We start from the raw sequence: 25217 nt of genomic DNA on the forward strand, positions 1-25217 counted from the left end.
CTTTTCGGAGCCGTCGACGCAGAGGCCCGCCATCTCGTGTCAGCGGCGGCCCGCGCGGCGGGCGCGATAGCCACCGGGTGTCTCCCCCATTTCGCGCCGGAAGCGGCGATTGAAGGTCGACAGATCCCCGAAGCCGGCCTCGAAGGCGACGGTCGAGATCGCCTCGTCCGAAGCGCAAAGCCGCACCGCCGCCCGGTGCAGCCTGGTCCTCAGCAGAAACCGGTAAGGCGTCATGCCGGCAACCTGCCGGAATGTGCGCAGGAAATGATAGGGACTGGTCGCCGTCTCCCGGGCCAGCATGGCCAGCGAAAGTGGCCGGTCGGCATCGATCTCGATACGCCGAACCGCCTCTGCGACCCGTTTCTGGTCGCAGAGGCTGGGTGTCCGCGCCACCTTGGTGGGCCCTGAGCTCGCGGCGACCACCGCCCCGGCAATGCGCAAGCCAAGTTCCTCGAAGGCGGCGGTTTCGCCCACATCGCGTGCGGCCTCCGCTTCGGCCAGCAGCGGCATCAGCGCCGGCAGGGGCGGCAGGCGCGGCGTCTCGAAGGCCAGCATCCTGGCGCCCGGCACGCCTTCAACGATCCGTTCCATATAGGCTGGACTGAAATGGAAGGAGAGGCAGCGGTCGCCGGCGCCGTGCTCGTGGCCGCATTCGTAGCATGTGCCGGGATTGCCCAGCAGCACCGCGCCTGGCGCGAGCATCGCGGTGCCCTGGCTGGCCCGGTAGCGGAAGGTGCCGCTGGTCACCGCGGCGATGCAGAACGTCCGGTGCTCTTCCTCGAACGGCCGGTCGCCGGCGCCTGCCGTGCACACCACGTCCGACACCTGCCAGCCTGGTCCCGAGGCAATGACCCTGTCGCTCGTCGTCATGGCCCGAAAGATAGCAATTTTTCCCAAGCGCAGAACCCCGCCCCGGCCTATCGCTCGCAGTCTCCTGACAGCATGAAGGCACCAGCCATGACCAACCAGCCCACTTTTACCGAAGCCCTTCATTGCGACGGGCCCGCCCCCGGCCTTGCCGAGAACCTGGATCTCTACGGCCGCTTTGTCGGCGCCTGGGCTTTCGATGCCAGCCGTCATCTCGAGGACGGGACGGTGTTGACCGGGCGCGGCGAGGTGCATTTCGGCTGGGTACTGGAAGGCCGCGCGATCCAGGACGTCTGGATCCTGCCCGCACGCGACGCCGGCCCTTCGCCTTCCCTCGGCAAATGGACGTTTTATGGCACGACCTTGCGCGTCTACGATCCCGGCGCAAACGCCTGGCACATCTTCTGGAGCGATCCCCGCAATCAGTATTACAGCCGCCAGCTCGGCCGCGCCGAAGGCGACACGATTGTCCAAGTGGGCGCCGACGGCACCGGTTCCTCCGTACGCTGGAGCTTTTCGCGGATCACGGAAAATTCCTTCCGCTGGCTCGGCGAGCGCTCGCACGATAATGGCGCGACATGGCGGCTCGAAGTGGAGTTTCTGGCGCGGCGCATGGGTGGAAATTGATCATCTTGAACGCCGCAGCGATACGAAATGAGAGCCGCAGCGATCCTTCGCACCCCCCTCTGGCCTGCCGGCCATCTCCCCCACGAGAGGGAGATTGGCAGCTTAAGCGACGGCACCCTTCCTGCAACGTTTGAGATAGGCGAAAGCGGCGATTGCAGCCGATCTCCCCCCTTGTGGGGGAGATGTCCGGCAGGACAGAGGGGGGCGCTGCCCGCCAGTATAAAAGGTTGAACTTCCAGTCATTCGCTGTCCTTGCAGTTCCCACCGACTGAGCTTTGCTCTACCAATGCAATGCTGCGGGCTCGGCCCGGCGGGAGGGTGAGAGATGCCGAGTTTCGACAGCCTGTTCAACGCCTTCGTCACCATTCTGGTGACCATCGACCCGCCGGGGCTGGCGCCGCTGTTTCTGGCGATAACACGCGGCATGAACCGCGAGGAGCGCCAGCAGGTCTCGGTCCGCGCCTCGGTCATCGGCTTCCTGGTGATGGCGCTGTTCGCGGTTGCCGGCGCTTCGATCCTGTCGGTGTTCGGCATCACGCTGCCGGCCTTCCGCGTCGCCGGCGGCTTCCTCTTGTTCTTCATTGCTTTCGAAATGGTGTTCGAGCGCCGGCAGGACCGCAAGGAGAAGATCGGCGACGTCGCCATCACCAAGGACATGATCCACAACATCGCCGCCTTCCCGCTGGCGATCCCGCTGATCGCCGGCCCCGGCGCGATTTCGGCGACTGTGCTGCTCTCCGGCTCGTTTCAGGGTTTTGGCGCCCAGGCGGCACTGGTCGGCATCATCTTCGTCTGCCTCGCCATCACCTATCTGGTGTTCGTGCTGTCGGAGCGCATAGACCGCATCCTCGGTCAGACCGGCCGTTCGATCCTGACCCGCCTGCTCGGCGTCATCCTGGCCGCCCTTGCCGTGCAGTTCGTGGCCGACGGCATCAAGGCCCTGATGGCCTCGTAGGCCGTTTATTTTGCGGTCGTATCGATGACTTCAAAGTCGTGGGTAATCGTCGCCGTCTTGGCCATCATGGCCGAGGCCGAACAGTATTTTTCGATCGAGAGATCGATCGCCCGCTTCACCTTGTCGTGCGACAACGCCCTGCCTTTGACGATGAAATGCATGTGGATGCGGGTGAACACCTTCGGGTCGGTTTCGGCCCGGTCGGAATCGAGCTCGACCACGCAATCCTCGACCGCCTCGCGCCCTTTTTCGAGAATATGGACGACATCATAGGCCGAGCAGCCGCCGGTGCCGATCAGCACCAGCTCCATCGGGCTCGGACCCGGCGTTCTCCCTTCAGGGCCGAACGCGGTCCCCAGCACGACCTTGTGACCCGTGCCGGACTCGCCGACGAAGGTGCGCTCCTCGACCCACTTTACCCGTGCTTTCACTGAATGTGTCTCTCGCTGGAATCCATCGGCCGGCGCGCTCGCCGCGTGCCGGTCATGCTATGATTTATCTGTCTCTCAGAACGGGATTTCGTCGTCCAGCTCGCGCGAAGAACCGCCGCCGCCACCGCCCTTGGGACCACCGCCGCCGCGGCTAAAACCTTCGTTCGGACCGGACTGGCCGAAGTCGGAACCGCGGCTGCTGCCGCCGCCGGAATAACCGCCGACCTGGCCGCCCTCGCCCTGGCCGCGCGCGTCGAGCATCTGCAGCTCGCCGCGGAATCTCTGCAGCACGACTTCCGTCGTGTATTTGTCGGCACCGGTCTGGTCCTGCCATTTGCGGGTCTGCAACTGGCCCTCGACATACACCTTCATGCCCTTTTTCAGGTACTGCTCGGCAACCTTGGCGATGCCTTCATTGAAGATGACGACATTGTGCCACTCGGTTTTTTCCTTGCGCTCGCCGGAATTCTTGTCGCGCCAGCTTTCCGACGTTGCGATGCGGATGTTGACGACCGGCTCGCCCGAATTCAGGCGGCGGATCTCCGGGTCCGCTCCGAGATTGCCGACCAGAATGACCTTATTGACGCTACCCGCCATGATACTTCTCCGCGCTCGTCCGAAACAAATTTTTGTCGCAGCACCTTACAGCTTGCGCACACCCCTTGCCTGCTGTGGCTGCCTTTTCCCACAAGGTTTTTGTTCTCTTTTCGTTCCTATATGCATCGCCGCTCATTGTCAAGGATTGGCAGCAATGCCGCAGCAGCCCGCTCCCTCTCATATGGGCCGCAAAAGACCGCTTGCCAAACCGATAAGTATCGACTTATGCTTTTGCCATGATCGAAGCGGAAATTTTCCGGGCGCTGGCTGACCCCACCCGACGCGCCGTCTATGAACGCCTCGCCACCAGCGAGATGACGGTGTCGCAACTGCGCACCGGCATGACGGTGTCGCAGCCAGCTGTGTCGCAGCACCTGGCCGTGCTGCGCGGCGCAGGGCTGGTGGTCGAGCGGCGGGCGGGCCGCAACGCCTATTACCGCGCCGATCCGCAAGGGCTCGATCCGCTGCTCGGCTGGATCGAACGCTACCGGACGTTCTGGCCCGAACGCATCGAAAGACTGAAGACGGTTCTCAAGGACATGGACCAATGACGCACGCACCAGTGACCGACGAAAGCCATGCGCGGACCGCCCCCGACGCGATCGAGTTCGAGTGCGATCTTCCCGAGCCGCCGGAAAAGGTATGGCGGGCGCTGACCGTGCCCGAATTGCTTGCGGCCTGGATGATGCCCAACGACATCAATCCTGAGATCGGCAGCAATTTCGCCTTTGCCGGCCCCGAAGCGCCGATCGAATGCGAGATCCTCGATGCCGAGCCCGGAAAAAGGCTTCGCTATACCTGGCGGGAACAGCCGCGGCCGGACGAGAAACGGAACCCGCTCGACAGCATCGTCACCTTCACGCTCGCCCGCACCGTTTCGGGCGGCACGCATCTGCATATTATCCATGAAGGCTTTGCCCGTGCGGCGACATCCGCCGCCGGGCCCATGGTGACCATGGCAGGCGCCGGCTGCCGGCTTTCATTCGCTGCGCGTGGCTCCGGCCGCCGCCCCGCAGCCAATTCATTTTGCCTTCTGCAGCGCGCCGCTTGACTGGCCGACACAATGAAAAACGGAGAGAGACGATGACCGGTTTTGCCAATCTGGTGCCGATGGTGATCGAGCAATCGAGCCGCGGCGAGCGCGCCTTCGACATTTTCTCGCGGCTGCTGCGCGAGCGCATCGTCTTCATCAACGGCGAGATCAACGACGGCATGTCGGCGCTGGTCTGCGCCCAGCTTCTGTCGCTGGAATCCGATAATCCCGACAAGGAGATCTCGCTCTACATCAACTCGCCTGGGGGCGTGGTGACCAGCGGCTTCGCCATCTACGACACCATGCAATATGTCAGCTGTCCGGTGTCGACGGTGTGCATGGGCTTTGCCGCCTCGATGGCTTCGTTCCTGCTGATGGCTGGCACGCCCGGACGGCGCATCGCGCTGCCCAACGCCAGCCTCGTCCTGCACCAGCCACTGGGCGGCTTCCAGGGTCAGGCATCGGACATCCAGCGTCACGCCGAAGGCATTCTGCGTACCAAGCGGCAGATGACCGAGCTCTATGCGCGCCATTGCGGCCGCACCTATGAAGAGGTCGAGCGGACGCTCGACCGGGACTATTTCATGACCGCCGAGGAAGCGAAGGCATGGGGTCTCGTCGATCATGTCTACGACACCCGCAAAAAGGCGGCGTGACCGGCACGAGCACGATGAATTGAGCCGCGACGGCCCCGCCATCCGGCGATTTGGTGACCGCCGGTCTGGCCCCTACGGCGTGGCGGCGCTATAACGGGCCGATGATCGACAGCCGCTCGTTCCGACCTCGGCGTCTTGCCGTCGCCATTTTCGCCGGAGCGCTCATGCTGGCCGGCGGCGCCTTTGCCGGCGACAGCCAGCAAGGCAGCCTGCCCGGTGTGGCCGGCGATTACCGCATCGCCAAGCCGGCCCCGCAGCCCGAGCCCGATGACGCCTTCCCAGCCAACGGCAACGGCCAGTTCAAGATCGGCGATACCGATGTCAGGATTTCCGGCAGCATCACGGTCGATATCGGCGCCGGCGGGATCAAACCACCGCGGTAGCTGACATGTCGCGGGCCGTCAGTACCTGCGCGTTCGCTCAAAAGAGCAGCCCCGCCGTGCTTTTAGCAAACGGACGGGGCTTTTCTGGATCTATAATCCAATCTTTCGCCGGGAATGTTTTACCGGCTTTCGATTTCGGATGCTACGCGGCGTTCAGCCGACGATCCGACCAGTAGTCTCTGATTTTGGTGCATCCGGCAGGGTCACGTCGGAAGGCGCTCGCGCCTCCCCGGCATTTATGCCTGCCGCGGCTCCAATCACTGCTGGAGCCTCAAGGGACTGTCCGGTGGCGTCATGCTCCACTCCTGTGTCCGTTGCGACAATCGTCGTCAGAAGCACTGATCGCAAAAGCCCGCGGCGTCTCGCAGGCCGCCTTTGGGCGGCGAGGCCATCGAAAGACAGCCGGCTTCATTGACGTATGGAGTCTGCTCCCCTCGGCCGGGGACGTCAACCGCCCGATGGCCGAACGGGAAAAATGTGATCGACCGACACATCCATCAATCGACAAGGCCCGCCTGGTCCATTGCTTTTGTCAGGAGCGTGTTCGGTCTTTGTTCTTTCCGCTTGCCCGTTCGCGCGAAAGACGGTTAAACGACTTGGTCGAGAATTGTGGCGTCTCTCGACGCGGCGGCAAAAATACCTACATAGGGGATGGCCGGGGAAAACCCGCCGATCCCACAAATTCCAGATCTGAGGCGGCGACCGGCGATGGCCGACCATAAATATCTTTCCATTCGCGGGGCGCGCGAACACAATCTGAAGAATGTCGATCTCGACCTGCCGCGTGACAGCCTGATCGTCATGACCGGCCTGTCGGGCTCGGGCAAATCGTCGCTCGCCTTCGACACCATCTACGCCGAGGGCCAGCGCCGCTATGTCGAGAGCCTGTCGGCCTATGCGCGGCAATTCCTCGAAATGATGCAGAAGCCGGACGTCGACCAGATCGACGGCCTTTCGCCGGCCATCTCGATCGAGCAGAAGACCACCTCGAAAAACCCGCGCTCGACGGTCGGCACCGTCACCGAGATATACGACTACATGCGGCTTCTGTTCGCGCGTGTCGGCGTACCCTATTCGCCGGCCACCGGGCTGCCGATCGAGAGCCAGACGGTGTCGCAGATGGTCGATCGCGTGCTGGCGGTCGAGGAAGGCACGCGCCTGTTCATCCTTGCGCCGATCGTGCGCGGCCGCAAAGGCGAGTACCGCAAGGAATTGCTCGAGCTGCAGAAAAAAGGATTTCAGCGCGTCAAGGTCGACGGCGTCTTCTACGAGATCGCGGACGTGCCGCCACTCGACAAGAAATACAAGCACGACATCGACGTGGTCGTGGACCGCATCGTCGTGCGCGGCGACCTCGCAACGCGCCTTGCCGATTCCATGGAGACCGCGCTGAAGCTCGCCGAGGGGCTGGCGGTGGCGGAGTTCGCCGACAAGCCGCTCGATGCCAGCCAGACCGGCGAGGATTCGGTCAACAAGTCGAAGAACGAGACGCATGAGCGCATCCTGTTCTCGGAAAAATTCGCCTGCCCGGTCTCCGGTTTCACCATTCCCGAGATCGAGCCCAGGCTGTTCTCCTTCAACAACCCGTTCGGCGCCTGCCCGACCTGCGACGGGCTGGGCAGCCAGCGCGCCATCGATCCCAATCTGGTCGTCCCCGACGAGAACGTCTCGCTGCGCGACGGCGCCGTCAGCCCATGGGCGAAATCGACTTCGCCCTACTACGTGCAGACGCTGGAGGCGCTCGGCAAGGCTTACGGCTTCAAGCTCGGCGACAAGTTCAAGGATTTGAGCAGGGAGGCCCAGGAAGCCATCCTGCGCGGCACAGGCGAGCGCGAGATCACCTTCCAGTATGATGACGGCCTGCGCTCCTACAAAACGACCAAGACCTTCGAGGGCGTCATCCCCAACCTCGAGCGGCGCTGGAAAGAGACCGAATCCGCCTGGATGCGCGAGGAGATCGAGCGCTTCATGTCGGCCACCCCCTGCCCGGCCTGTCGTGGCTACAGGCTGAAGCCGGAAGCGCTGGCGGTGAAGATCGCCGGCAAGCACATCGGCGAAGTGACCGAACAGTCGATCCGCAAGGCCGACCAGTGGTTCACCGATCTGCCGGCGCAGCTCAACGACAAGCAGAACGAGATCGCCGTGCGCGTGCTCAAGGAGATCCGCGAGCGGCTGCGCTTCCTCAACGACGTCGGCCTCGATTATCTCACCCTGTCGCGCAATTCCGGCACGCTGTCGGGCGGCGAGAGCCAGCGCATCCGGCTGGCATCGCAGATCGGCTCCGGCCTCACCGGCGTGCTCTACGTGCTGGACGAACCGTCGATCGGCCTGCACCAGCGCGACAATGCGCGCCTGCTCGACACGCTGAAGCACCTGCGCGACATCGGCAACACGGTCATCGTGGTCGAGCATGACGAGGACGCCATCCTGCATGCCGACTACGTCGTCGACATCGGCCCGGCCGCCGGCATCCATGGCGGTGAAATCATTGCCCAGGGCACGCCGCAGCAGGTGATGGCCAACCCGAATTCGATCACCGGCAAATACCTTTCGGGCGAACTCGAAGTGGCGACACCGGCGGTTCGCCGCGAGGCGAAGAAGAACCGCCGCCTGAAAGTCGTCGGCGCGCGCGGCAACAATCTGAAGAACGTCACCGCCGAGATTCCGCTCGGCACCTTCACCGCCGTCACCGGCGTATCGGGCGGCGGCAAGTCGACCTTCCTGATCGAGACGTTGTTCAAGGCGGCCTCGCGCCGCATCATGGGCTCGCGCGAGCATCCGGCCGAGCACGACCGCATCGAGGGCCTGGAATTCCTCGACAAGGTCATCGACATCGACCAGTCGCCGATCGGACGGACCCCGCGCTCCAACCCCGCCACCTATACCGGCGCCTTCACGCCGATCCGCGACTGGTTCGCGGGCCTGCCCGAGGCCAAGGCGCGCGGTTACCAGCCGGGCCGCTTCTCCTTCAACGTCAAGGGCGGCCGCTGCGAGGCCTGCCAGGGCGACGGCGTCATCAAGATCGAGATGCACTTCCTGCCCGACGTCTACGTCACCTGCGACGTCTGCCACGGCAAGCGCTACAACCGCGAAACGCTCGACGTGCTGTTCAAGGGCAAGTCGATCGCCGACGTGCTCGACATGACCGTCGAGGAAGGCGTCGACTTCTTCGCCGCCGTGCCCGGTGTGCGCGACAAGCTCGACACGCTGAAGCAGGTCGGCCTCGGCTACATCCATATCGGCCAGCAGGCGACCACGTTGTCGGGCGGCGAGGCGCAGCGGATAAAACTTGCAAAGGAACTGTCGCGCAAGGCGACCGGCAAGACGCTCTATATCCTCGACGAGCCGACTACCGGCCTGCACTTCCACGATGTCGCCAAGCTCTTGGAAGTGCTGCACGAACTGGTCGACCAGGGCAACACGGTGGTGGTGATCGAGCACAATCTCGAAGTGATCAAGACCGCCGACTGGGTGCTCGATCTCGGCCCCGAGGGCGGCGACGGCGGCGGCGAACTGGTCGCCTCCGGTACGCCGGAAGCGATCGTGCGCGAAAAACGCAGCTACACCGGCCAGTTCCTCAAGGAATTGCTGGAGCGACGCCCCGGAGGCAAGCGCGAAGCGGCGGAGTGATGGCGGGCTGGCATTGGGAATCTCCGGAATGAAGATCAGGAAAGCCCTCGCCCCGGATGTCACCGCCGTCATGACTCTGACCACGGATGCCTACGCGCCCTACACCTCGCTGTTGGGCGGGCCACCGATCCCGGTCAACGAGGACTATGCACCGCGCATCGCGCGCGGCGAGGTCTGGCTGCTGGAGAGCGGCGGCGAACTGGCCGGGCTGATCGTCCTGGAGCGGCACGAAGACCACGCGATGATCTTCTCCGTCGCCGTGGCGCCGGGATTTCAGGGCAAGGGCTTCGGCATCGCGCTGCTGAGACATGCGGACGAACAGAGCCGCCTGTGGCGCCTGCCGGAGGTGCGGCTCTACACCAATGCGAAAATGGAGCGCAACATCGCGCTCTATCTGGCCTACGGCTATAGCGAAACGGGTCGCCGGCCCAACCCCTACCGGCCAGGATGGGTGCTCGTCGACATGGCCAAGCCAGTCGCCGAGGTCACGACGGCGTGATTTTTCTGAACTCGCCAGACTTCTGAAACGGGAGGACGACAATGAGCAAATCAGGAACAATCCGCGCCGGCATGGGCGGCTGGACCTTCGAGCCGTGGGATACGTCCTTCTACCCGGAAAAACTCTCCAAGGCCAAGCAGTTGCAATACGCCAGCCGGCAGGTGCCGAGCATCGAGGTCAACGGCACCTATTATTCCAGCTTCAAGGAGCCGACCTTCGTCAAATGGGCCAATGAGGCCCCCGATGGTTTCGTCTACTCGCTGAAGGGCAACCGCTTCGTCACCAACCGCCGCGTGCTGGGCGAAGCAGGTGAATCGATGATGCGTTTCCTCGGCTCCGGCGTCGCCGCGCTCGGCGACAAGCTTGGGCCGATCCTTTGGCAGTTCGCGCCGACCAAGAAATTCGATCCCGACGATTTCGAAGCGTTTCTGAAATTGTTGCCGGAAAAGCAGGATGGCGTTGCACTGCGCCACGCGCTCGAAGTCCGCAACGACAGTTTCATCGTGCCGGAATTCCCGGCGCTCGCGCGCAAATACAAGGCGGCCATCGTCTATGCCGATCACGCAAAATATCCTGATATCGCCGATATCACCGGCGATTTCATCTATGCGCGGCTGCAGACCGGCTCGGATGACAATCCCGATTGCTACACCCCAAAAGGCCTCGATGAGTGGGCGGCGCGGGCCAAGGTCTGGGCGGAAGGCAAGCAGCCAACCGATTTACGCCGCGCCGACCCTGCCACCGACGCACCGGTGCAACCGCGCGACGTGTTCGTTTACTTCATCACCGAGGGCAAGGTGCGCGCGCCCTTCGGCGCCATGGCGCTTATGAAGCGGGTCGCCTGAGAAAACTCCGCGCAGACGGCCCACTGGCGGCGGCGCCGGGCCTGAACCGTCGCATCTTCGTCGCTATCGTAACCTTATCGACACTTCCTTGCGTCATGACTCCAGCAACGTCAGGCTGCAGGGTCGTCGCGGGCAAGGAACGAGGGGCATGTCGCTCGACTACAACTCACTTCTGCTGGCGGTCGGTTTCTCCGCTGCCTGCCTGAGCCTGACGTTGTTCGGCACATGGCTCACCGCCCGCACCGACAAGTTCCTGCTCACCTGGGCGCTCAGCGCCTTGCTGGTGGTGGGCGAGGTCTTCACCTATGACGCCTATATCGACGCGCCCAGGCGCGGCCTCGGCATCGCCACCTTCACCTTGCTGCTGGTCGGCTTCTCGATGATGCTGGGCGCCGCCTACCAATTCAGAAGCGGCGGCTCGCCGATCCCCAGAGTTTTGATCGGGGGCGGCATTTCGCTGGCAGTGGCGCTGCCGCCCATGGCTCTCGGCTATGACGGGCTCGGCTTCATGTTCGAGAACCTGTTCGCGGCCCTACTCCTGTTCGCAACCGCCGCCGAATACTGGAAGGGCCGTGCCGAGGCCCCAGCGCTTACCATCGGCGCCGCCGCACTCTATTCGGCGACCGCCATGTCCTTCCTGCTTTGCGCGACGGTTTTGGCTTGGGACGGCAAGCTGATCCTGAGCCATGCGCCGAGGAACTGGGCCGAGGATCTCAGCCTCATCGTCGTCATCGCCAGCATGACCGGCATCGGCGCCTTGTCGCTGGCCCTCAACCAGGGGCGTCTGGCGAGGCATCACCGCCGCAACGCGCTGACGGATCAGCTGACCGGCCTGCTCAACCGCCGCGCGCTGTTCGACCTCTTTGGCGATTCTCCCGTCGGCGCCTTTACCGCCGTGGTCGTGTTCGACCTCGACAGCTTCAAGGCCATCAATGACGAGTTCGGCCACGCGACGGGCGATGAGGTGCTGAAAGTGTTCGCCAAGGAGCTTGCCGGCAACCTTCGCCCGACCGATGTCGCCGCGCGCATGGGCGGCGAGGAGTTCGCGGTGGTACTGAAGCGGACTTTGCCCGAAACAGTGGAAAACACGGCCGAGGCGATACGAACCTCATTCGCCGCGCGCCGCACCGACACCGAGAACGGTCCCCTGACGTGCACCGTCAGCGCCGGCTTTGCTTTCGGCGCCAAAGAGGGCCTGAGCTTCGACAAGGTGCTCAGCGCCGCCGACAAGGCGCTCTATGCCGCCAAGCGCGGCGGCCGCAACCGCGTCACCGCCTCTCCATTCCGGCGCGCCAGCTGACCAAGGGCATCAATGCCGTGCCCATGACCGTTGAATGGGCGAATGCGGCTTTTACGCCGCCATGACAATTTCATTGAAGGCATCGAGGTCGACATAGAAGACCTTGGTGATCTCCTCGATCAGCTCGTCGTGGTCATAGCCTTGGGATTTCAGGATGTTGATGGCTGTGATGATGTCGACGCGCTCGGTAAGCCGCCGTTTCTGGTAGTCCTCGACGTAACGTTCCATGGCTGCCCCTTAGCCTGTGTGCCCAAACGCGTTGAACGACAGAAATCGCAGGGAGGATGCTAGGAACGCATGCTTGCGCGGAACTTGCCCGGCGCCCACCTCGATCTGCGACAAACCAGACTGATACGGAAGCGGCCGACTCACAAAGCCATCGGAAGACTAGCATCTAGTATTGGGCGTGCCAGCGGGTGTTGAAGAAAGATTGAAAAATCTTTCATCAGGAGATGGATCTAGACCGTCAGGAACTTCCTGACGTCCGCCCGGTCGAGATCTTCGGCAGGACCAGTATGCACGATCTGGCCGCGGTCCATGATGTTGACCTCGTCGGCGAGTTCGCGGCAGAAGTCGAGATATTGCTCGACCAGAAGCACCGCAATGCCGGCCTGGTCGCGTAGATAGCGGATGGCACGGCCGATATCCTTGATAACAGACGGCTGGATGCCTTCCGTCGGCTCGTCGAGCACCAAGAGCTTCGGCCGCATCACCAGCGCCCTGCCGATGGCGAGTTGCTGCTGCTGGCCGCCGGAGAGATCGCCGCCGCGGCGGCCAAGCATCTGCTTGAGCACCGGAAACAATTCGAAGACATGCGCCGGCACGTTGCGGTCGGTCCGTTTCAAGGGCGCGAATCCCGATTCGAGGTTTTCCCGCACGCTGAGCAGCGGAAAGATCTCCCTGCCCTGCGGCACGAATGCGATGCCCGACCGGGCGCGGTCATACGCCGCGCTCCGGTCGAGCGCCTTCCCCTCGAAGGCAACGCTTCCGCTCGTCAGCCTGTGATGGCCGACGATCGATCTCATCAAACTGGTCTTGCCGACGCCGTTGCGGCCGAGCACGCAGGTGATCTTGCCGGCGCCCGCCTTCAGCGACACGCCGCGCAGCGCCTGGGCGGCGCCGTAGTGAAGCGTGGCATCGGAAACTTCGAGCATGTCAGCGCCTTCTCCAGAACCGGAGGAAGGCAAGATCGAAGCGATGGAATTGCACCCGCCAAACCATGATCATCTCCCCAGATAGACTTCGACGACACGCTCGTCGGCCGATACGAAATCGAGCGTGCCTTCGGAAAGCACCGAGCCCTCATGCAGGCAGGTGACCTTGACGCCGAGCTCGCGCACGAAATGCATGTCGTGCTCGACGACGATCACCGAATGGTCGCGGGCGATCTCCTTGAGCAGACGCGCGGTCTCCTCGGTTTCGGCGTCGGTCATGCCGGCGACCGGCTCGTCGACCAGAAGCAGCTTCGGGTCCTGCGCCAGGAGCATGCCGATCTCCAGCCACTGCTTCTGGCCGTGGCTGAGATTGGCGGCGAGCTCGTCGCGCTTGTCGCCGAGCCGGATGGTACCGAGGATGTCATCGATCCGCCGCGCCTCGGCGGGTGAGCGTCGATGGAACAGCGCCGGGAAGATCGAGCGCGGCCCCTTCAGCGCCAGCATCAAATTTTCCTCGATCGTGTGGCTTTCGAAAACGGTCGGCTTCTGGAATTTGCGGCCGATGCCCATCATGGCGATCTCGGCCTCGTCATGGCGGGTGAGATCGACCTGGCCGTCGAAGAACACCTCCCCCTCGTCGGGCCGTGTCTTGCCGGTGACGATGTCCATCATCGTCGTCTTGCCGGCGCCGTTGGGGCCGATGATGGCGCGCATCTCGCCCTTGTCGAGCACCAGCGACAGATTGTTGATGGCGCGAAATCCGTCGAAGGAAACCGAAACGCCGTCGAGGTAGAGAATGGTGTTCGACCTCGACATCGCCCGTCACTCCGCCGGCTGAGGTTCGAGGCTGGACGAGGACCATTCGCCGGGTGTTCTGGCCGCCGACTGCACGACTTTGGACGGCGCGATTTCACCATCGGCGCCGGCCTCCTCGGCCAACGATGCCGCGCGCAGCGCCTTGGCGTTGCCGCGCCAGCTATCCCACATGCCGATGATGCCTTTCGGCAAGAGCAGCGTCACGGCGACGAACAGGCCTCCGAGTGCGAACAGCCACAGTTCAGGCAGCACGCCGGTGAACCAGGATTTTCCGGCGTTGACCAGCAATGCGCCGATGATCGGCCCGACAATGGTGCCGCGCCCGCCGACCGCTGCCCAGATCACCACCTCGATCGAATTGGAGGGTTCGAATTCGCCCGGATTGATGATGCCGACCTGCGGCACGTAAAGCGCGCCCGCGATGCCGGCCATGACGGCTGAAACCGTGAAGGCGAACAACTTCACGTTCTCAGCCCGCCAGCCGAGGAAGCGGGTGCGGCTTTCGGCATCGCGCACCGCCATCAGCAGCTTGCCGTATTTGGAGCCGACGATCGCCCAGGTGACGAAGACGCCGAGCGCCAGCGTCACCGCGCTGGCCGCGAACAGCGCCGAGCGGGTCGCGTCGGCCTGCACGTTGAAGCCCAGAATATCCTTGAAGTCGGTCAGGCCATTGTTTCCGCCGAAGCCCATGTCGTTGCGGAAGAAGGCGAGCAGCAGCGCATAGGTCATCGCCTGTGTGATGATCGAGAGATAGACGCCGGTGACGCGGCTGCGGAAGGCGAACCAGCCGAAGACAAAGGCGAGCAGGCCGGGCACGGCGAGCACCATGATCGCGGCGAACCAGAAATGGTCGAAGCCGGTCCAGAACCAGGGCAGTTCCTTGTAGTTCAGGAACACCATGAAATCAGGCAGGACCGGGTTGCCATAAACACCGCGCGAGCCGATCTGGCGCATCAGATACATGCCCATCGCGTAGCCGCCGAGCGCGAAGAAGGCGCCGTGGCCGAGCGAGAGGATGCCGCAATAGCCCCAGACCAGATCGAGCGCGAGTGCCAGCAGCGCGTAGCAGAGATATTTGCCGGTCAGAGCCACGATATAGGGCGGGACGTAGAATGCGCTTGTAGGCGAAACAACCAGGTTGAGCAGCGGCACGATAGTGGCCGCCGCCAGCAGGATGAGGATGGTGATGGCGATGCGGCGGTTCGCGCCCGCGGCGAAGAAGCGTCCCGACATCATGCTTCCACCGCCCTGCCCTTGAGCGCGAACAGGCCGCGCGGGCGCTTCTGGATGAACAGGATGATCAGCACCAGCACGACGATCTTGCCGAGCACCGCCCCGGCATAGGGTTCGAGGAACTTGTTGACGATGCCCAGCGAAAAGGCGCCGACCAGCGTGCCCCACAGATTGCCGACGCCGCCGAAAACGACGACCATGAAACTGTCGATGATGTAGCCGCGGCCGAGATTGGGGGAGACGTTGTCGATCTGGCTGAGCGCCACGCCGGCAATGCCGGCAATACCGGAGCCGAGCGCGAAGGTCAGCGCGTCGACCCATGGCGTCCTGATGCCCATCGAGGCGGCCATGCGGCGGTTGGCGGTGACGGCGCGCATCTGCAGCCCCCAGGGGGTGCGCTTCATCACATAGAGCAGCATCGCGAAGACGGTGAGCGCGAAGACCAGGATCCAGAGCCGGTTCCAGGTGATGGCAAGCTGGCCGACATCGAACGAACCCGACATCCAGGAGGGATTGCCGACCTCCTGGTTGGTTGGCCCGAAGATCGAGCGCACTGCCTGCTGCAGGATCAGCGAAACGCCCCATGTCGCCAGCAGCGTCTCCAGCGGCCGGCCGTAGAGGAAGCGGATAACGCCGCGCTCGATGGCGAGGCCGACAAGCCCCGCGACCAGGAAGGCAAGCGGCAGTGCGATCACCAGCGACCAGTCGAACAGGCCGGGAAAGGACGTGCGGATCACCTGCTGGACGACGAAGGTCGTGTAGGCGCCGAGCATCACCATCTCGCCATGCGCCATATTGATGACGCCCATGACGCCGAAGGTGATGGCAAGCCCGATCGCCGCCAGCAGCAGCACCGAGCCCAGCGAAATGCCGTACCAGATGTTCTGTCCGGCGTCCCACAGGGCCAGTGTCGAATCGATGTTGGCGATTGCCGCTGCCGCGGCTTCCTTTGCTGCGCCCGAGGCATTGGCCTCTACCGAGGTAAGCAGCGATACCGCATCGCGGTCGCCGCGCGCGCCGATCAGGGCGATTGCCGCGAGCTTGTCGGCATCCGGCCGATCCGAGCTCAGAATCGACGCGGCACGAGCCTGTTCCAGCAAGGTCTTGACACTGGCGACCGTCTCATTGGCGATCGCAACATCGAGCGGCTCGATGTTTGCGGCATCGGGCGTCTTGAACATGGTGTCGGCGGCGGCGAGCCGCACGGCCGGATCCTTGGCGCCGAGCGTCAGCGTGCCGAGCGCATCGCGGATGGTGCGACGCAGCGTGTTGTTGACCTTGATCTTGGTGATGTCGTCCTTGGCCGCTTCACCGGATGATTCACCGCTCAGCGGGTCGAAAAGCTGGACCCGTTCGCCGGCTTCCTTGCCGACGAAGACCAGGGAATCGATCTTTCGTATGTAAAGATTGCCATCGGCCAGCGCCGCAAGCGGCCGCTCCACTGCCGGATCGCCGGTGGCCGCCAAGTCGTGAACGACAGCTCCCGTGTCCGAAAAACCCTTGGCGGCGGCGAACTTGGCGATGACGCCACGCAGATCGGCTTCGCCAGCGCCCGACGACGACAGCGTCGCCAGCAAGAACAGCAGCGTCAGGCCAAGTGCGCGGAAAAGGTTCATCGGCGTCAGGCGACTCTTCAGGGTTGAGTTGGACGTCCGGACGGCGGAGGAACCGCCCGGACGCTCGCGGTCATGGGCATGGACTTAAAAGTCCAGACCGGGTCATGGACTTAACAGTCCAGACCGGGGGGCATGGACTTAGCAGTCCAGACCGAGTCATGGACCTGAAGGTCCAGCCCGGGAGGATCAGTTTGTGCCCTTGCCGCCGCATTTGCCGGTGGCGACATTGAAGTTGCCGCAGGACAGCGGCGCCCGCCAATCGGAGATCAGGTCCTTGGAATCGGGCAGGTAATCCGACCACTCGTCGCCCATCACCAGCCCCGGCGTGCGCGAGACCGTCTCGAACTGGCCGTCTGCCTGGATTTCACCGATCAGCACCGGCTTGGTGATGTGATGGTTCGGCATCATCGTCGAATAGCCGCCGGTCAGGTTCGGCACGGAGACGCCGACCATGGCATCGATCACCTTGTCCGGATCGGTGGTGCCGGCCTTCTCGACCGCCTTCACCCACATGTTGAAGCCGATATAGTGGGCCTCCATCGGGTCGTTGGTGGTGCGCTTGTCGTTCTTGATGAACTTGTGCCAGTCGGCGATGAACTTCTTGTTCTCGGGTGTGTCGACGCTCTCGAAATAGTTCCAGGCGGCGAGATGGCCGACCAGCGGCGCCGTGTCGAGACCGGCAAGCTCCTCCTCGCCGACAGAGAAGGCCATGACCGGGATGTCCTCGGCCTTGATGCCCTGGTTGCCCAGTTCCTTGTAGAACGGCACGTTGGCGTCGCCGTTGACGGTGGAGACGACGGCGGTCTTCTTGCCGGCCGAGCCGAACTTCTTGATCGCCGAGACTTCGGTCTGCCAGTCGGAGAAACCGAACGGCGTGTAGTTGACCATGATGTCTTCCGCCGCGACGCCCTTGGCCTTCAGATAGGCCTCGAGGATCTTGTTGGTGGTGCGGGGATAGACATAGTCGGTGCCTTCCAGCACCCAGCGCTTCACCGAGCCGCCGTCCTCGCTCATCAGATAGTCGACGGCCGGAATGGCCTGCTGGTTCGGCGCCGCGCCCGTATAGAACACGTTGCGCTCGCTCTCCTCGCCCTCATACTGGACGGGATAGAACAGGATGTTGTCGAGTTCCGAAAACACCGGCAGCACCGATTTGCGCGACACCGAGGTCCAGCAGCCGAACACCGCCGCGACCTTGTCCTTGGAGATCAGCTCGCGCGCCTTCTCGGCGAAGAGCGGCCAGTTGGACGCCGGATCGACGACGACCGCTTCGAGCTTCTTGCCGAGCAGGCCGCCCTTGGCGTTCTGCTCGTCGATGAGCATCAGCATGGCATCCTTCAGCGTCGTCTCCGAAATCGCCATCGTGCCGGACAGCGAATGGAGGATGCCGACCTTGATCGTGTCGTCGGCCGCCTTCGCGGGCGCCGACATCGACAGGCCGGCAGCGACCACCCCCGCCGAAAACATTTTTGTTATTGTCGAGAAATTACCCCTCATGCCTGACACTCCCAAGCTGATTGATTGCAACGCAACACTACGAAGCAACCCCCATGCCAATCGCCAGGGCGGTCTCGCGGAAGACGTTAATGCTCAATTTTTTCAGTGGGTTGACATATCGTACTTAGAGAAATCGTGAGGGCCGGTTAAAAATTGGTTGAGAGAATTTTGCGCAGCGCACACGGCTTTTGCCTAATTTTTGTCCAATTTTGTCAAATGCCTAGATTTTGATCTCCGCGAGCCGGCCGCACGCGACAATATTGCGGCACGGCACACAAATGGGGCAAGTTCGATCCTCAACCGAGCGACGTCATGGCATCCGGAATTTCACGCATCTCTACCGGCCTATTGTTTCTGGCGGCGGCGACCGGGGCGGCGCGAGCCGACTTCAGCGACGGCAAGATGCCCGACGGCATTTATCATTGCGAGGTCTACCTGCTCGGCATGTTCCTCAACCTCGGCGACATCACCATCAAGGGAAATGTCTATACCGGCCCAGTCACCTTCGGGACGGCCCAGCAGGGCTACAATTACCAGATGGACGCGAACGGGGTGATCTCCTGGCTGGGACCGCTCGGCGGCTACACCGCCGGCGGCAACTCGTTGTCGCTCACTCAGGCGACTCTGGATGGTCAGGGCCCGCCCTCATTCGACATCATCATGAGGCAACCCGACGGCGCCTTCACCGCCTCGACCTGCACGAAGGACTGAAATGTCCGTTCGGAATTGCACCAGGAATTGGAACGGCTCGGCGGGCCTGTCACGCACCGGGCCGCTCGGCGGCGGCGATTTCCAGCGCCAGCCGCGTCATATCGGCAAAAAGATCCTGGCGCTCTGCATATTGGGTCTGTTCGCCGCTGTCGATATTGTCGACCACCGTGCAGATCGATAGCGCACGGGCGCCGAAATGCCTGGAGATCCGATAAAGCGCACTGGTCTCCATGTCCACGGCGAGCGCGCCGGCTGCCTGCGCATCTGCAAAACGGGCGCGTCCCTCCGGATGGTGGAAGACGTCGCTGCATGCCGTCAGCCCGGCACGATGGTCAATGCCGAGTTCGGCCGCCTTCGCCAATGCGCGAGCAAACAGCGTCGGGTCCGGCCCGGCAGCAGCGTCATAGAGGCCGAAAACCTGACCGCTTCGGGCGCTTTCGGGCCGCACCGATTGCGAGATGACGAGGCTGCGCAGTTTTACGTCAGCGGTCAGCCCGCCGCAGGTGCCGGTACGGATCAAAGTCCGCACGCCGTAGCCGTCCAGCAGCTCGTGCGCATAGATCAGAAAGGAGGACCCGCCGATGCCTGTCGCCTGGATGCTGATCGGCTGACCACGAAACTGGCCGGTGAAGCCAAGGGCGCCGCGCCGGCGGTTGATGCAGCGTGGGGCCTCCAGGAATCTCATGGCCATCCATTCGGCGCGTTGGGGGTCGCCCGGCAACAGCACAATGTCGGCATAGTCACCCTTGCTGGCTTCGATGTGTGGCGTCAACAGCTCGTCCCTGCCGTTTCATCCACAATCATGGCCCTGTCGCAGTATTGCGCAAGAGGCATTCGGGAACGCTAATACACGGAAACTTCGTTTCAGGACGACAATATCACGAAAACAAAGAGTTAAAGCGGGTCGGCGACTCCATCAAAGCTGAACTGTTCTAGGACTCATAAGCGCGGAGCCACAGCCGCATCGAGGCGAACTGGACCATGGCGAGGAAGTTGGCGGCGAGCTTGTCGTAGCGGGTGGCGACACGCCGGAAGTGCTTCAGCTCAGAGAAGAACCGATCGATCAGGTTGCGCTCGCGATAAAGCCGCTCGCTGAAGCAAGGCTTCACTTTGGTTGCTCTTCGGCGGGATGTTCGGCCGGCGGTCAGGCCGAGCCGCCCCAATTGCAGGCTGATGAAGACGCGCGGCGCGTCTTCATCAGCCGAGGCATTCGAAGCACTCATGATACGAAGCCGGTTGAGCGCGAAAGCTCCTCCCACGCGCTGATTTCGCCCCGCATCGCGTCGAGCTTCTGGTCGACCAGCCCCAGCGCGTCGTCGCCCAGGAACAGCCGTACCGGGGGGTTCGCAGCATCGACCAGCACGAGCAACGCCTGCGCGGCCTTGGCCGGATTGCCCGGTTGGTTGCCGCTCTTGGCCTGTCGCGCGGCGCGCACCGGGTCCATGACCGGGTCATAGTCGGCAATGCAGCGCGGCGTGCGATCCATCGAGCGTCCTGCCCAATCCGTGCGGAATTGGCCCGGAGCGAGCGCCGTCACCCGAATTCCAAAGCCTGCCACTTCCTTGCCGAGCGCTTCGGAAATGCCTTCGAGCGCGAATTTGCTTCCGCAATAGAAGGCGATCCCGGGCATGGTGATGAAGCCGCCCATGGACGTGACGTTGATGATATGGCCGCAACGCCGCTCGCGCATGCCCGGCAGCACCGCCTTGATCATCGCGACCGGCCCGAAGACGTTGGCGGCGAACTGGCGCTGGAGATCGTCCATGGAGGACTCCTCCAGCACGCCCTCATGGCCGTAACCGGCGTTATTCACCAGCACGTCGATTGGACCCGCCTGCCGTTCGGCCGCGCTGACAGCCGTCGGGACCGTCTCGAAATCGGTCACGTCCAGCAAGAGCGGGTGGGCGCGGTCGGGCGCGAGCGCGGCGAATATCTCGGCGTCGGCCTCCCGCCGCACGGTGCCGATCACCCGATGGCCCGCTTCAAGCGCGCCTCTTGCAAATGCTCGCCCCAGCCCGGAGCTCACACCGGTGATAAGGAATGTCTTAGGGGTGGAAGTCATGATTCAACTCCAGGCTATGATTGAAACTATATCATGATATAGATAGCAGCATGACACCGAACAAGACCAAGGTCGCTCCGACCGCCACGCGGGGTGAGCCGCTTCGCCAGCGTGTGATCGATGCGGCGGAGCGACTGCTCCGACAGGGTAAGGCCGATTTCTCGATGCGCGACCTCGCTACCGAAGCCGGAGTCAGTTTCGCGACGCCGTTCAATCAGTTCGGGAGCAAGGCCGCGATCATGCACGCCCTTTCGCGGCGGCGGATCGATACGATGGCCCAGCGCTTTGCCGGGATGCCACCGCCTGCCGATGCCGCCGGCCGCGTGCTGTTGGCCATCGATACGGCGGTCGAGGTGATGCTGGAGGAGCCGGAGATAAACCGGGCCGTGATGGGGTGGATCGGCACGGCCGGCCCGTCCCCCGGAAAGGTCCTGGCGCACTCCGCAACCTTGTGGTCGCTGGCCCTTGGAGCGGGCGAAGGCTTGGTCGCGGCCAGCAGGCAGGAGGCGCTGCGCAGTTTGCCGGAGCAGCTCGCATTTGCCTTTCGTGGGGTTCTGTCGTTCTGGACCGCCGGCGAACTGCCGGATGAGGCGCTTGCCTCGAAGGCGCGAGAGATCGCAAAAACCTTGCTGCTCGGATTTGCTGAACGGCCGCTATTCGGCGATTCCGCCTCCTAAGCTGCCCTCCGGGGAACCACCAATCTCGGCCATTCGCGACTTATGGGTTCACGGCTTAAGACTCCAGCATGTCCTTGACGATCGTCGCCAACTGCTTGAGCGAAAACGGTTTCGGCAGGAATCCGAAATGCGCGTCCGCCGGCAGGTTCCTGGCGAAAGCATCCTCGGCATAGCCGGACACGAAGACGAATTTGATGTCCGGCTGGCGCTTGCGCAGCTCGCCGAGCAGCGTCGGCCCGTCCATCTCCGGCATCACCACATCCGAAACCACGATGTCGACCTTGCCGCCGAGCGCTTCGAACACTTCCAGCGCCTCGACCCCGGAGGACGCCTCATGCACGGTATAGCCGCGCGAGGTCAGTGCCCGCATGCCGCCCATGCGCACCGCATCCTCGTCCTCGACCAGCAGCACAGTGGCCGACCCCGACAAATCCTTGCCTGTCTCGGCCGACTTGGCAGGCGCCGCTGCCGGTGCTTCCCCGGATTCGTCTGCCTTCTTCGCCTCGGCGATGTGGCGCGGCAGGAAAATGCGGAAGACCGAACCCTTGCCGACCTCGGAATCGCAGAAAATAAAGCCGCCGGTCTGCTTGATGATGCCGTAGACCATGGACAGGCCAAGGCCGGTGCCCTTGCCGACCTCCTTGGTGGTGAAGAACGGTTCGAATATCTTCTTCAGCACGTCGGGCGCGATGCCGCTGCCGGTGTCTTCGACCTCGGCCACCACATAGTCTGCCGGAGTGAGTTCGCGGTAGGGGAAGGTCTTGCACTCCTCGGCGGTCACATTGCGGGTGCGCACCGTGAGGTCGCCGCCCGCCGGCATTGCATCGCGCGCGTTGACCGCCAGGTTGACCACCACCTGCTCGAACTGGCCGATATCGACCTTGACCGGCCAAAGATCGCGACCGTGGTCGATCTTCAGCTTGATGTCGTTGCCGACCAGACGGGCGAGCAACATCCTGAGATCGGCGAGCACGTCGGTGAGGTTCAGCACTTCCGGCCGCAGCGTCTGCTTGCGCGAAAAGGCCAGCAACTGCCGCACCAGCGAGGCTGCCCGGTTGGCATTCTGCTTGATGTTCATGATGTCGGGGAAGGATGGGTCCGACGGCCGATGGTTGGTCAGAAGCAGGTCAGACGCCATGATGATGGCGGTCAGCACATTGTTGAAGTCGTGCGCGATGCCGCCGGCAAGCTGGCCGACCGCCTGCATCTTCTGGCTTTGCGCCATCTGCCCTTCAAGCGCCTTCTGCTCCGTCGTCTCGACGGCGTAGACGATGGCCGACTCCTCGGCCCCCTCGCCGCCTGTGCCGTCGGCGACCGCATTGACGTAAAAACGGATGTGGCGCTCCTCGTTGCCGGGCAGGAGCGTGTCGATCGGCTCGATATCGGCCTGCCGCTGCCTTGCCTTTTCGAAGGCCGCGGCAAAGGCCGGGCGGTCACGTTCGTGGATGACCGTGTCGAGCCGCATGCGGCGGTCGACGGCGTCCCGGTCGACGACCGATGAAAACAGCGAAAGGAACGGCGCATTGGTGCGCAGGATGCGCCCGCTGGCGTCGACGCCGGCGATCGCCATCGGCGTCGAATTGAAGAAGCGGGTAAAGCGCACTTCCGAGGCGCGCAGGTCCGCCGAGGCGTCCTCGCCTTGCGTACGGTTGAGCACGATCGTGCGCGTCGGACCGTTGAGACCTTCGCGGCTGGCTGAAACGCGATGCATGAAGCGCACCGGCAGCGCCTCGCCCGTCATCGTCGTGAGGTCGAGATCGATGACCGCGTTGCGCGTCGTACCGGGGTCGGCCTTGACCGAGCGCACCAGCGCCATGCCGTCGCCGGCGACGATCTCCGGCAGCGAGACGGCGCCGGGCGTGAAGCTGGCAAGGTCGATACCCAGCCATTCGGCGAGCGTGGCGTTGATGTAGGTGACGCGGCCTTCCTGGTCGGCGGAAAAGAAGCCGGCGGGCGCGTGGTCGAGATGATCGATCGCCTTCTGCAGGTCCAGGAAGAAACGCTCCTGCTCGGCGCGTTCCTGCGAAATATCGGCAAGTTGCCAGGCGAGCATCGGCAGCCGCTGGCCCGGCACGCTGAAGGTGCGGGCGCGGGCGCGATACCAGCGCGCGCCGGGCTCAGCGCCGGGCTTGATCGACTGCGCGAGCCGGAACTCGCCGTCGCCCGGCTGGCCGTCACGCAGGCCGGAGGCCAGTCGGTAGATGGTGACCGAAGCTTCCGGAACATCCGAAAGCAGCCCTTCGACCGTCTTCAGGTCGGCCGCGGAAGAGGCTCCGGTCATATCGGCATAGGCGCGGTTGGCATAGACCACGCGGCCCTTGGTGTCCGTGACCAGAAGGCCCTGCGACATCGAATCGACGAATGCCTTCGACAGTTCGTCGCCCGTCGAGCGCGGCGTGATCTGCACGAAGCCGATCGCTGTGGCGAACAGGAAGCCGACGCCGATCATCGCCAGCACGCCGAGCATCCCCAGCAGGAAAGGGTCGCCGAGCCGCTCGCGGAACAGGCCGAAAACGATCGCGGCCCCCGTCAGGACGGCAATGAAGATGACGAGCCGGGTGACGGCGCCGGGCCGCGTGTTCTGATCGACGATCGGTACCGGATAGAAATCGCCGCGCGCTTCCTTGGCCATGTGCCCCCTGCTCTTGAAGTCCGGTGTTCCGATACTCGCCGCAATATGTGCCGACGCCCGCCCCTGTCGGGTTGAATCATATTCTCCTGGTCGCGAAAAGGCCCGCGCCGCAAATGTCAGATAAAAATGATGTCGGCCGGCCCTCCTGTGTTTCAAGCTGTTCATGAAGCGTGAAAGGCAACTTGCGGTAGCCTGCCGCAACGGTCTAGTGTCGCGTCACTTCCAAACCGATCAGGGGGAACCAATGCTGCAATGGCTGGATAGCGTAGCGGGCCCCGGCTATGTAGCGGCACTGCTGTGGACCTTCGCGGCGCTGGTCCTGCTGGTCATCGTCCTCATCATCGTCAAACTCGTTCGCAACCTGACCTTCGGCACCTTTGTCGCGGGCGGACGGAACCGCAAAACGCGGCTTGCGGTCATGGACGCCACCGCCGTCGACAGCCATCGCCGCCTGGTGCTGGTGCGCCGCGACGACATCGAGCATCTGCTTTTGATCGGCGGCCCGACCGATGTCGTCGTCGAGCGTGACATCCGCCTTTCTGCGCCACGCCGTCCCGCGCTGACCGGAGATGGCGGCTCGCAGCAGCCTGTCGCGGTGGCAAAGCCGCGTCCGCCTCAGCCCACCCCGGCGCCGGCGAGACAGGCACCTCCTCCGCAGCCGGTGAGCGCGGCGCCGCCCGCCCGTCAGCGCGCTCCGGAGCCGCCGAAGCCGGCTGCTGCGCAGGGCTATCAGCCGACCAATGTCATGCCGCTGCCTTCCTACGGCTCCGCAAACGCCAATGCCGTCCGGCATGCCCCGCCTCCGGCTTCACCACCGCCGGGGCAGGAAAGCATAGACGAAACGCTGATGAAGGAACTCGAGGTTTCGCTCGACCAGCCCCGCTCGAGCAGCCCAGCGAATAAGCCGGTGGCAAAAACACCGCCGTCGCTCGACGATGAGATGACCAGGCTTCTGGGCGAACTCTCCAGCCAGAAAAGATGAGCAGCACTTGCGCC

General features: G+C 63.5%; 25 protein-coding genes and 1 pseudogene. 13 read left to right on the forward strand and 13 right to left on the reverse strand.

The annotated features are described in order from the left end of the window. Positions 1–39: 39 nt before the first annotated feature. Positions 40–870 carry a helix-turn-helix transcriptional regulator gene (locus tag LB566_RS13120; RefSeq protein ID WP_224624691.1) on the reverse strand — a complete coding sequence of 277 codons (831 nt, stop codon included), beginning with the start codon at positions 868–870 and terminating at the stop codon, positions 40–42. Positions 871–957: 87 nt separating this feature from the next. On the opposite strand from LB566_RS13120, the gene LB566_RS13125 reads away from it, so the two are divergent. Together LB566_RS13125 and LB566_RS13130 are read left to right on the forward strand one after the other, a co-directional pair. Next, a complete protein-coding gene (locus LB566_RS13125) occupies positions 958–1494 on the forward strand; it encodes a hypothetical protein (protein WP_224624692.1) in 537 nt (178 codons plus the stop codon). A gap of 325 nt (positions 1495–1819) precedes the next feature. Continuing rightward, positions 1820–2449, forward strand: a complete 630-nt coding sequence (locus tag LB566_RS13130; RefSeq protein WP_140498833.1) for a MarC family protein — start codon at positions 1820–1822, stop codon at positions 2447–2449. Between the two features lie 5 nt (positions 2450–2454). On the opposite strand, the gene LB566_RS13135 is transcribed toward LB566_RS13130, so the two are convergent. Then, a complete protein-coding gene (locus LB566_RS13135) occupies positions 2455–2880 on the reverse strand; it encodes an OsmC family protein (protein ID WP_140548243.1) in 426 nt (141 codons plus the stop codon). 75 nt (positions 2881–2955) lie between these two features. Beyond that, positions 2956–3477: a single-stranded DNA-binding protein gene (locus LB566_RS13140; RefSeq protein ID WP_140548241.1), complete on the reverse strand. Its 522-nt coding sequence runs from the start codon at positions 3475–3477 to the stop codon at positions 2956–2958. Between the two features lie 236 nt (positions 3478–3713). Here LB566_RS13140 and LB566_RS13145 point away from each other — a divergent pair, with 236 nt between their 5' ends. From LB566_RS13145 to LB566_RS13180, 8 genes are all read left to right on the forward strand, one after another. Continuing rightward, a complete protein-coding gene (locus LB566_RS13145; protein ID WP_140548239.1) occupies positions 3714–4028 on the forward strand; it encodes an ArsR/SmtB family transcription factor in 315 nt (104 codons plus the stop codon). After that, positions 4025–4528, forward strand: coding sequence for an SRPBCC family protein (locus LB566_RS13150; protein ID WP_140548237.1), 504 nt, complete (start codon positions 4025–4027; stop codon positions 4526–4528). The genes LB566_RS13145 and LB566_RS13150 overlap by 4 nt, the downstream gene beginning before the upstream one ends. Positions 4529–4560: 32 nt before the next feature. Further along, the gene (locus tag LB566_RS13155; RefSeq protein WP_140498846.1) at positions 4561–5166 is read left to right on the forward strand and encodes an ATP-dependent Clp protease proteolytic subunit; all 606 of its coding nucleotides are present in this window, start codon (positions 4561–4563) and stop codon (positions 5164–5166) included. A 101-nt stretch (positions 5167–5267) separates the two neighbouring features. After that, positions 5268–5549 (forward strand): hypothetical protein, encoded by a 282-nt coding sequence (locus LB566_RS13160; RefSeq protein ID WP_140549356.1) that lies wholly within the window; start codon positions 5268–5270, stop codon positions 5547–5549. Positions 5550–6257: 708 nt separating this feature from the next. Beyond that, on the forward strand, positions 6258–9179 hold the full coding sequence (gene uvrA, locus LB566_RS13165; RefSeq protein ID WP_140498850.1) for an excinuclease ABC subunit UvrA: 2922 nt from the start codon (positions 6258–6260) through the stop codon (positions 9177–9179). 28 nt (positions 9180–9207) lie between these two features. Next, on the forward strand, positions 9208–9678 hold the full coding sequence (locus tag LB566_RS13170) for a GNAT family N-acetyltransferase (protein ID WP_224624693.1): 471 nt from the start codon (positions 9208–9210) through the stop codon (positions 9676–9678). Positions 9679–9719: 41 nt separating this feature from the next. After that, complete coding sequence (locus LB566_RS13175) at positions 9720–10523, forward strand: DUF72 domain-containing protein (protein ID WP_224624694.1); 804 nt, start codon at positions 9720–9722, stop codon at positions 10521–10523. Between the two features lie 148 nt (positions 10524–10671). Further along, positions 10672–11823: a GGDEF domain-containing protein gene (locus LB566_RS13180; RefSeq protein ID WP_224624695.1), complete on the forward strand. Its 1152-nt coding sequence runs from the start codon at positions 10672–10674 to the stop codon at positions 11821–11823. Positions 11824–11874: 51 nt separating this feature from the next. Here LB566_RS13180 and LB566_RS13185 read toward each other — a convergent pair whose 3' ends face one another. The 6 genes from LB566_RS13185 to urtA all read right to left on the reverse strand — a co-directional run bounded on the left by LB566_RS13185 (position 11875) and on the right by urtA (position 18139). Further along, a complete protein-coding gene (locus LB566_RS13185) occupies positions 11875–12051 on the reverse strand; it encodes a hypothetical protein (RefSeq protein ID WP_140498860.1) in 177 nt (58 codons plus the stop codon). A gap of 230 nt (positions 12052–12281) precedes the next feature. Further along, positions 12282–12977: an urea ABC transporter ATP-binding subunit UrtE gene (gene urtE / locus LB566_RS13190; RefSeq protein ID WP_224624696.1), complete on the reverse strand. Its 696-nt coding sequence runs from the start codon at positions 12975–12977 to the stop codon at positions 12282–12284. 69 nt (positions 12978–13046) lie between these two features. Next, complete coding sequence (gene urtD / locus LB566_RS13195; protein ID WP_224624697.1) at positions 13047–13793, reverse strand: urea ABC transporter ATP-binding protein UrtD; 747 nt, start codon at positions 13791–13793, stop codon at positions 13047–13049. Positions 13794–13799: 6 nt separating this feature from the next. Beyond that, positions 13800–15029, reverse strand: a complete 1230-nt coding sequence (gene urtC / locus LB566_RS13200) for an urea ABC transporter permease subunit UrtC (RefSeq protein ID WP_224624698.1) — start codon at positions 15027–15029, stop codon at positions 13800–13802. Further along, complete coding sequence (gene urtB / locus LB566_RS13205) at positions 15026–16642, reverse strand: urea ABC transporter permease subunit UrtB (RefSeq protein WP_224624699.1); 1617 nt, start codon at positions 16640–16642, stop codon at positions 15026–15028. Before urtB ends, urtC begins: the two co-directional genes overlap by 4 nt. Positions 16643–16828: 186 nt before the next feature. Then, positions 16829–18139 carry an urea ABC transporter substrate-binding protein gene (gene urtA, locus LB566_RS13210; RefSeq protein WP_140498870.1) on the reverse strand — a complete coding sequence of 437 codons (1311 nt, stop codon included), beginning with the start codon at positions 18137–18139 and terminating at the stop codon, positions 16829–16831. A gap of 312 nt (positions 18140–18451) precedes the next feature. On the opposite strand from urtA, the gene LB566_RS13215 reads away from it, so the two are divergent. Beyond that, positions 18452–18850, forward strand: coding sequence for a hypothetical protein (locus LB566_RS13215; RefSeq protein WP_140548219.1), 399 nt, complete (start codon positions 18452–18454; stop codon positions 18848–18850). Between the two features lie 49 nt (positions 18851–18899). Here LB566_RS13215 and LB566_RS13220 read toward each other — a convergent pair whose 3' ends face one another. The 3 genes and pseudogenes from LB566_RS13220 to LB566_RS13230 form a co-directional block, all read right to left on the reverse strand. After that, positions 18900–19622, reverse strand: coding sequence for a DeoD-type purine-nucleoside phosphorylase (locus tag LB566_RS13220; protein ID WP_224624700.1), 723 nt, complete (start codon positions 19620–19622; stop codon positions 18900–18902). A gap of 160 nt (positions 19623–19782) precedes the next feature. Further along, positions 19783–19984: pseudogene (locus LB566_RS13225) on the reverse strand (IS5/IS1182 family transposase); the annotation flags it as partial. 85 nt (positions 19985–20069) lie between these two features. Next, positions 20070–20912 (reverse strand): oxidoreductase, encoded by an 843-nt coding sequence (locus LB566_RS13230; RefSeq protein ID WP_224624701.1) that lies wholly within the window; start codon positions 20910–20912, stop codon positions 20070–20072. Positions 20913–20962: 50 nt separating this feature from the next. On the opposite strand from LB566_RS13230, the gene LB566_RS13235 reads away from it, so the two are divergent. After that, positions 20963–21589, forward strand: coding sequence for a TetR/AcrR family transcriptional regulator (locus LB566_RS13235; protein WP_224624702.1), 627 nt, complete (start codon positions 20963–20965; stop codon positions 21587–21589). Positions 21590–21644: 55 nt separating this feature from the next. Here the strand turns inward: LB566_RS13235 and cckA are convergent, their stop codons facing one another. After that, on the reverse strand, positions 21645–24221 hold the full coding sequence (cckA, locus tag LB566_RS13240) for a cell cycle histidine kinase CckA (protein WP_224624703.1): 2577 nt from the start codon (positions 24219–24221) through the stop codon (positions 21645–21647). Positions 24222–24465: 244 nt separating this feature from the next. Between cckA and LB566_RS13245 the strand changes: the two genes are divergently transcribed. After that, positions 24466–25203, forward strand: a complete 738-nt coding sequence (locus tag LB566_RS13245; RefSeq protein WP_224624704.1) for a flagellar biosynthetic protein FliO — start codon at positions 24466–24468, stop codon at positions 25201–25203. Positions 25204–25217: the final 14 nt, after the last annotated feature.

The sequence above is a fragment of the Mesorhizobium sp. CA13 genome (assembly GCF_020165235.1).
GTDB lineage: Bacteria > Pseudomonadota > Alphaproteobacteria > Rhizobiales > Rhizobiaceae > Mesorhizobium.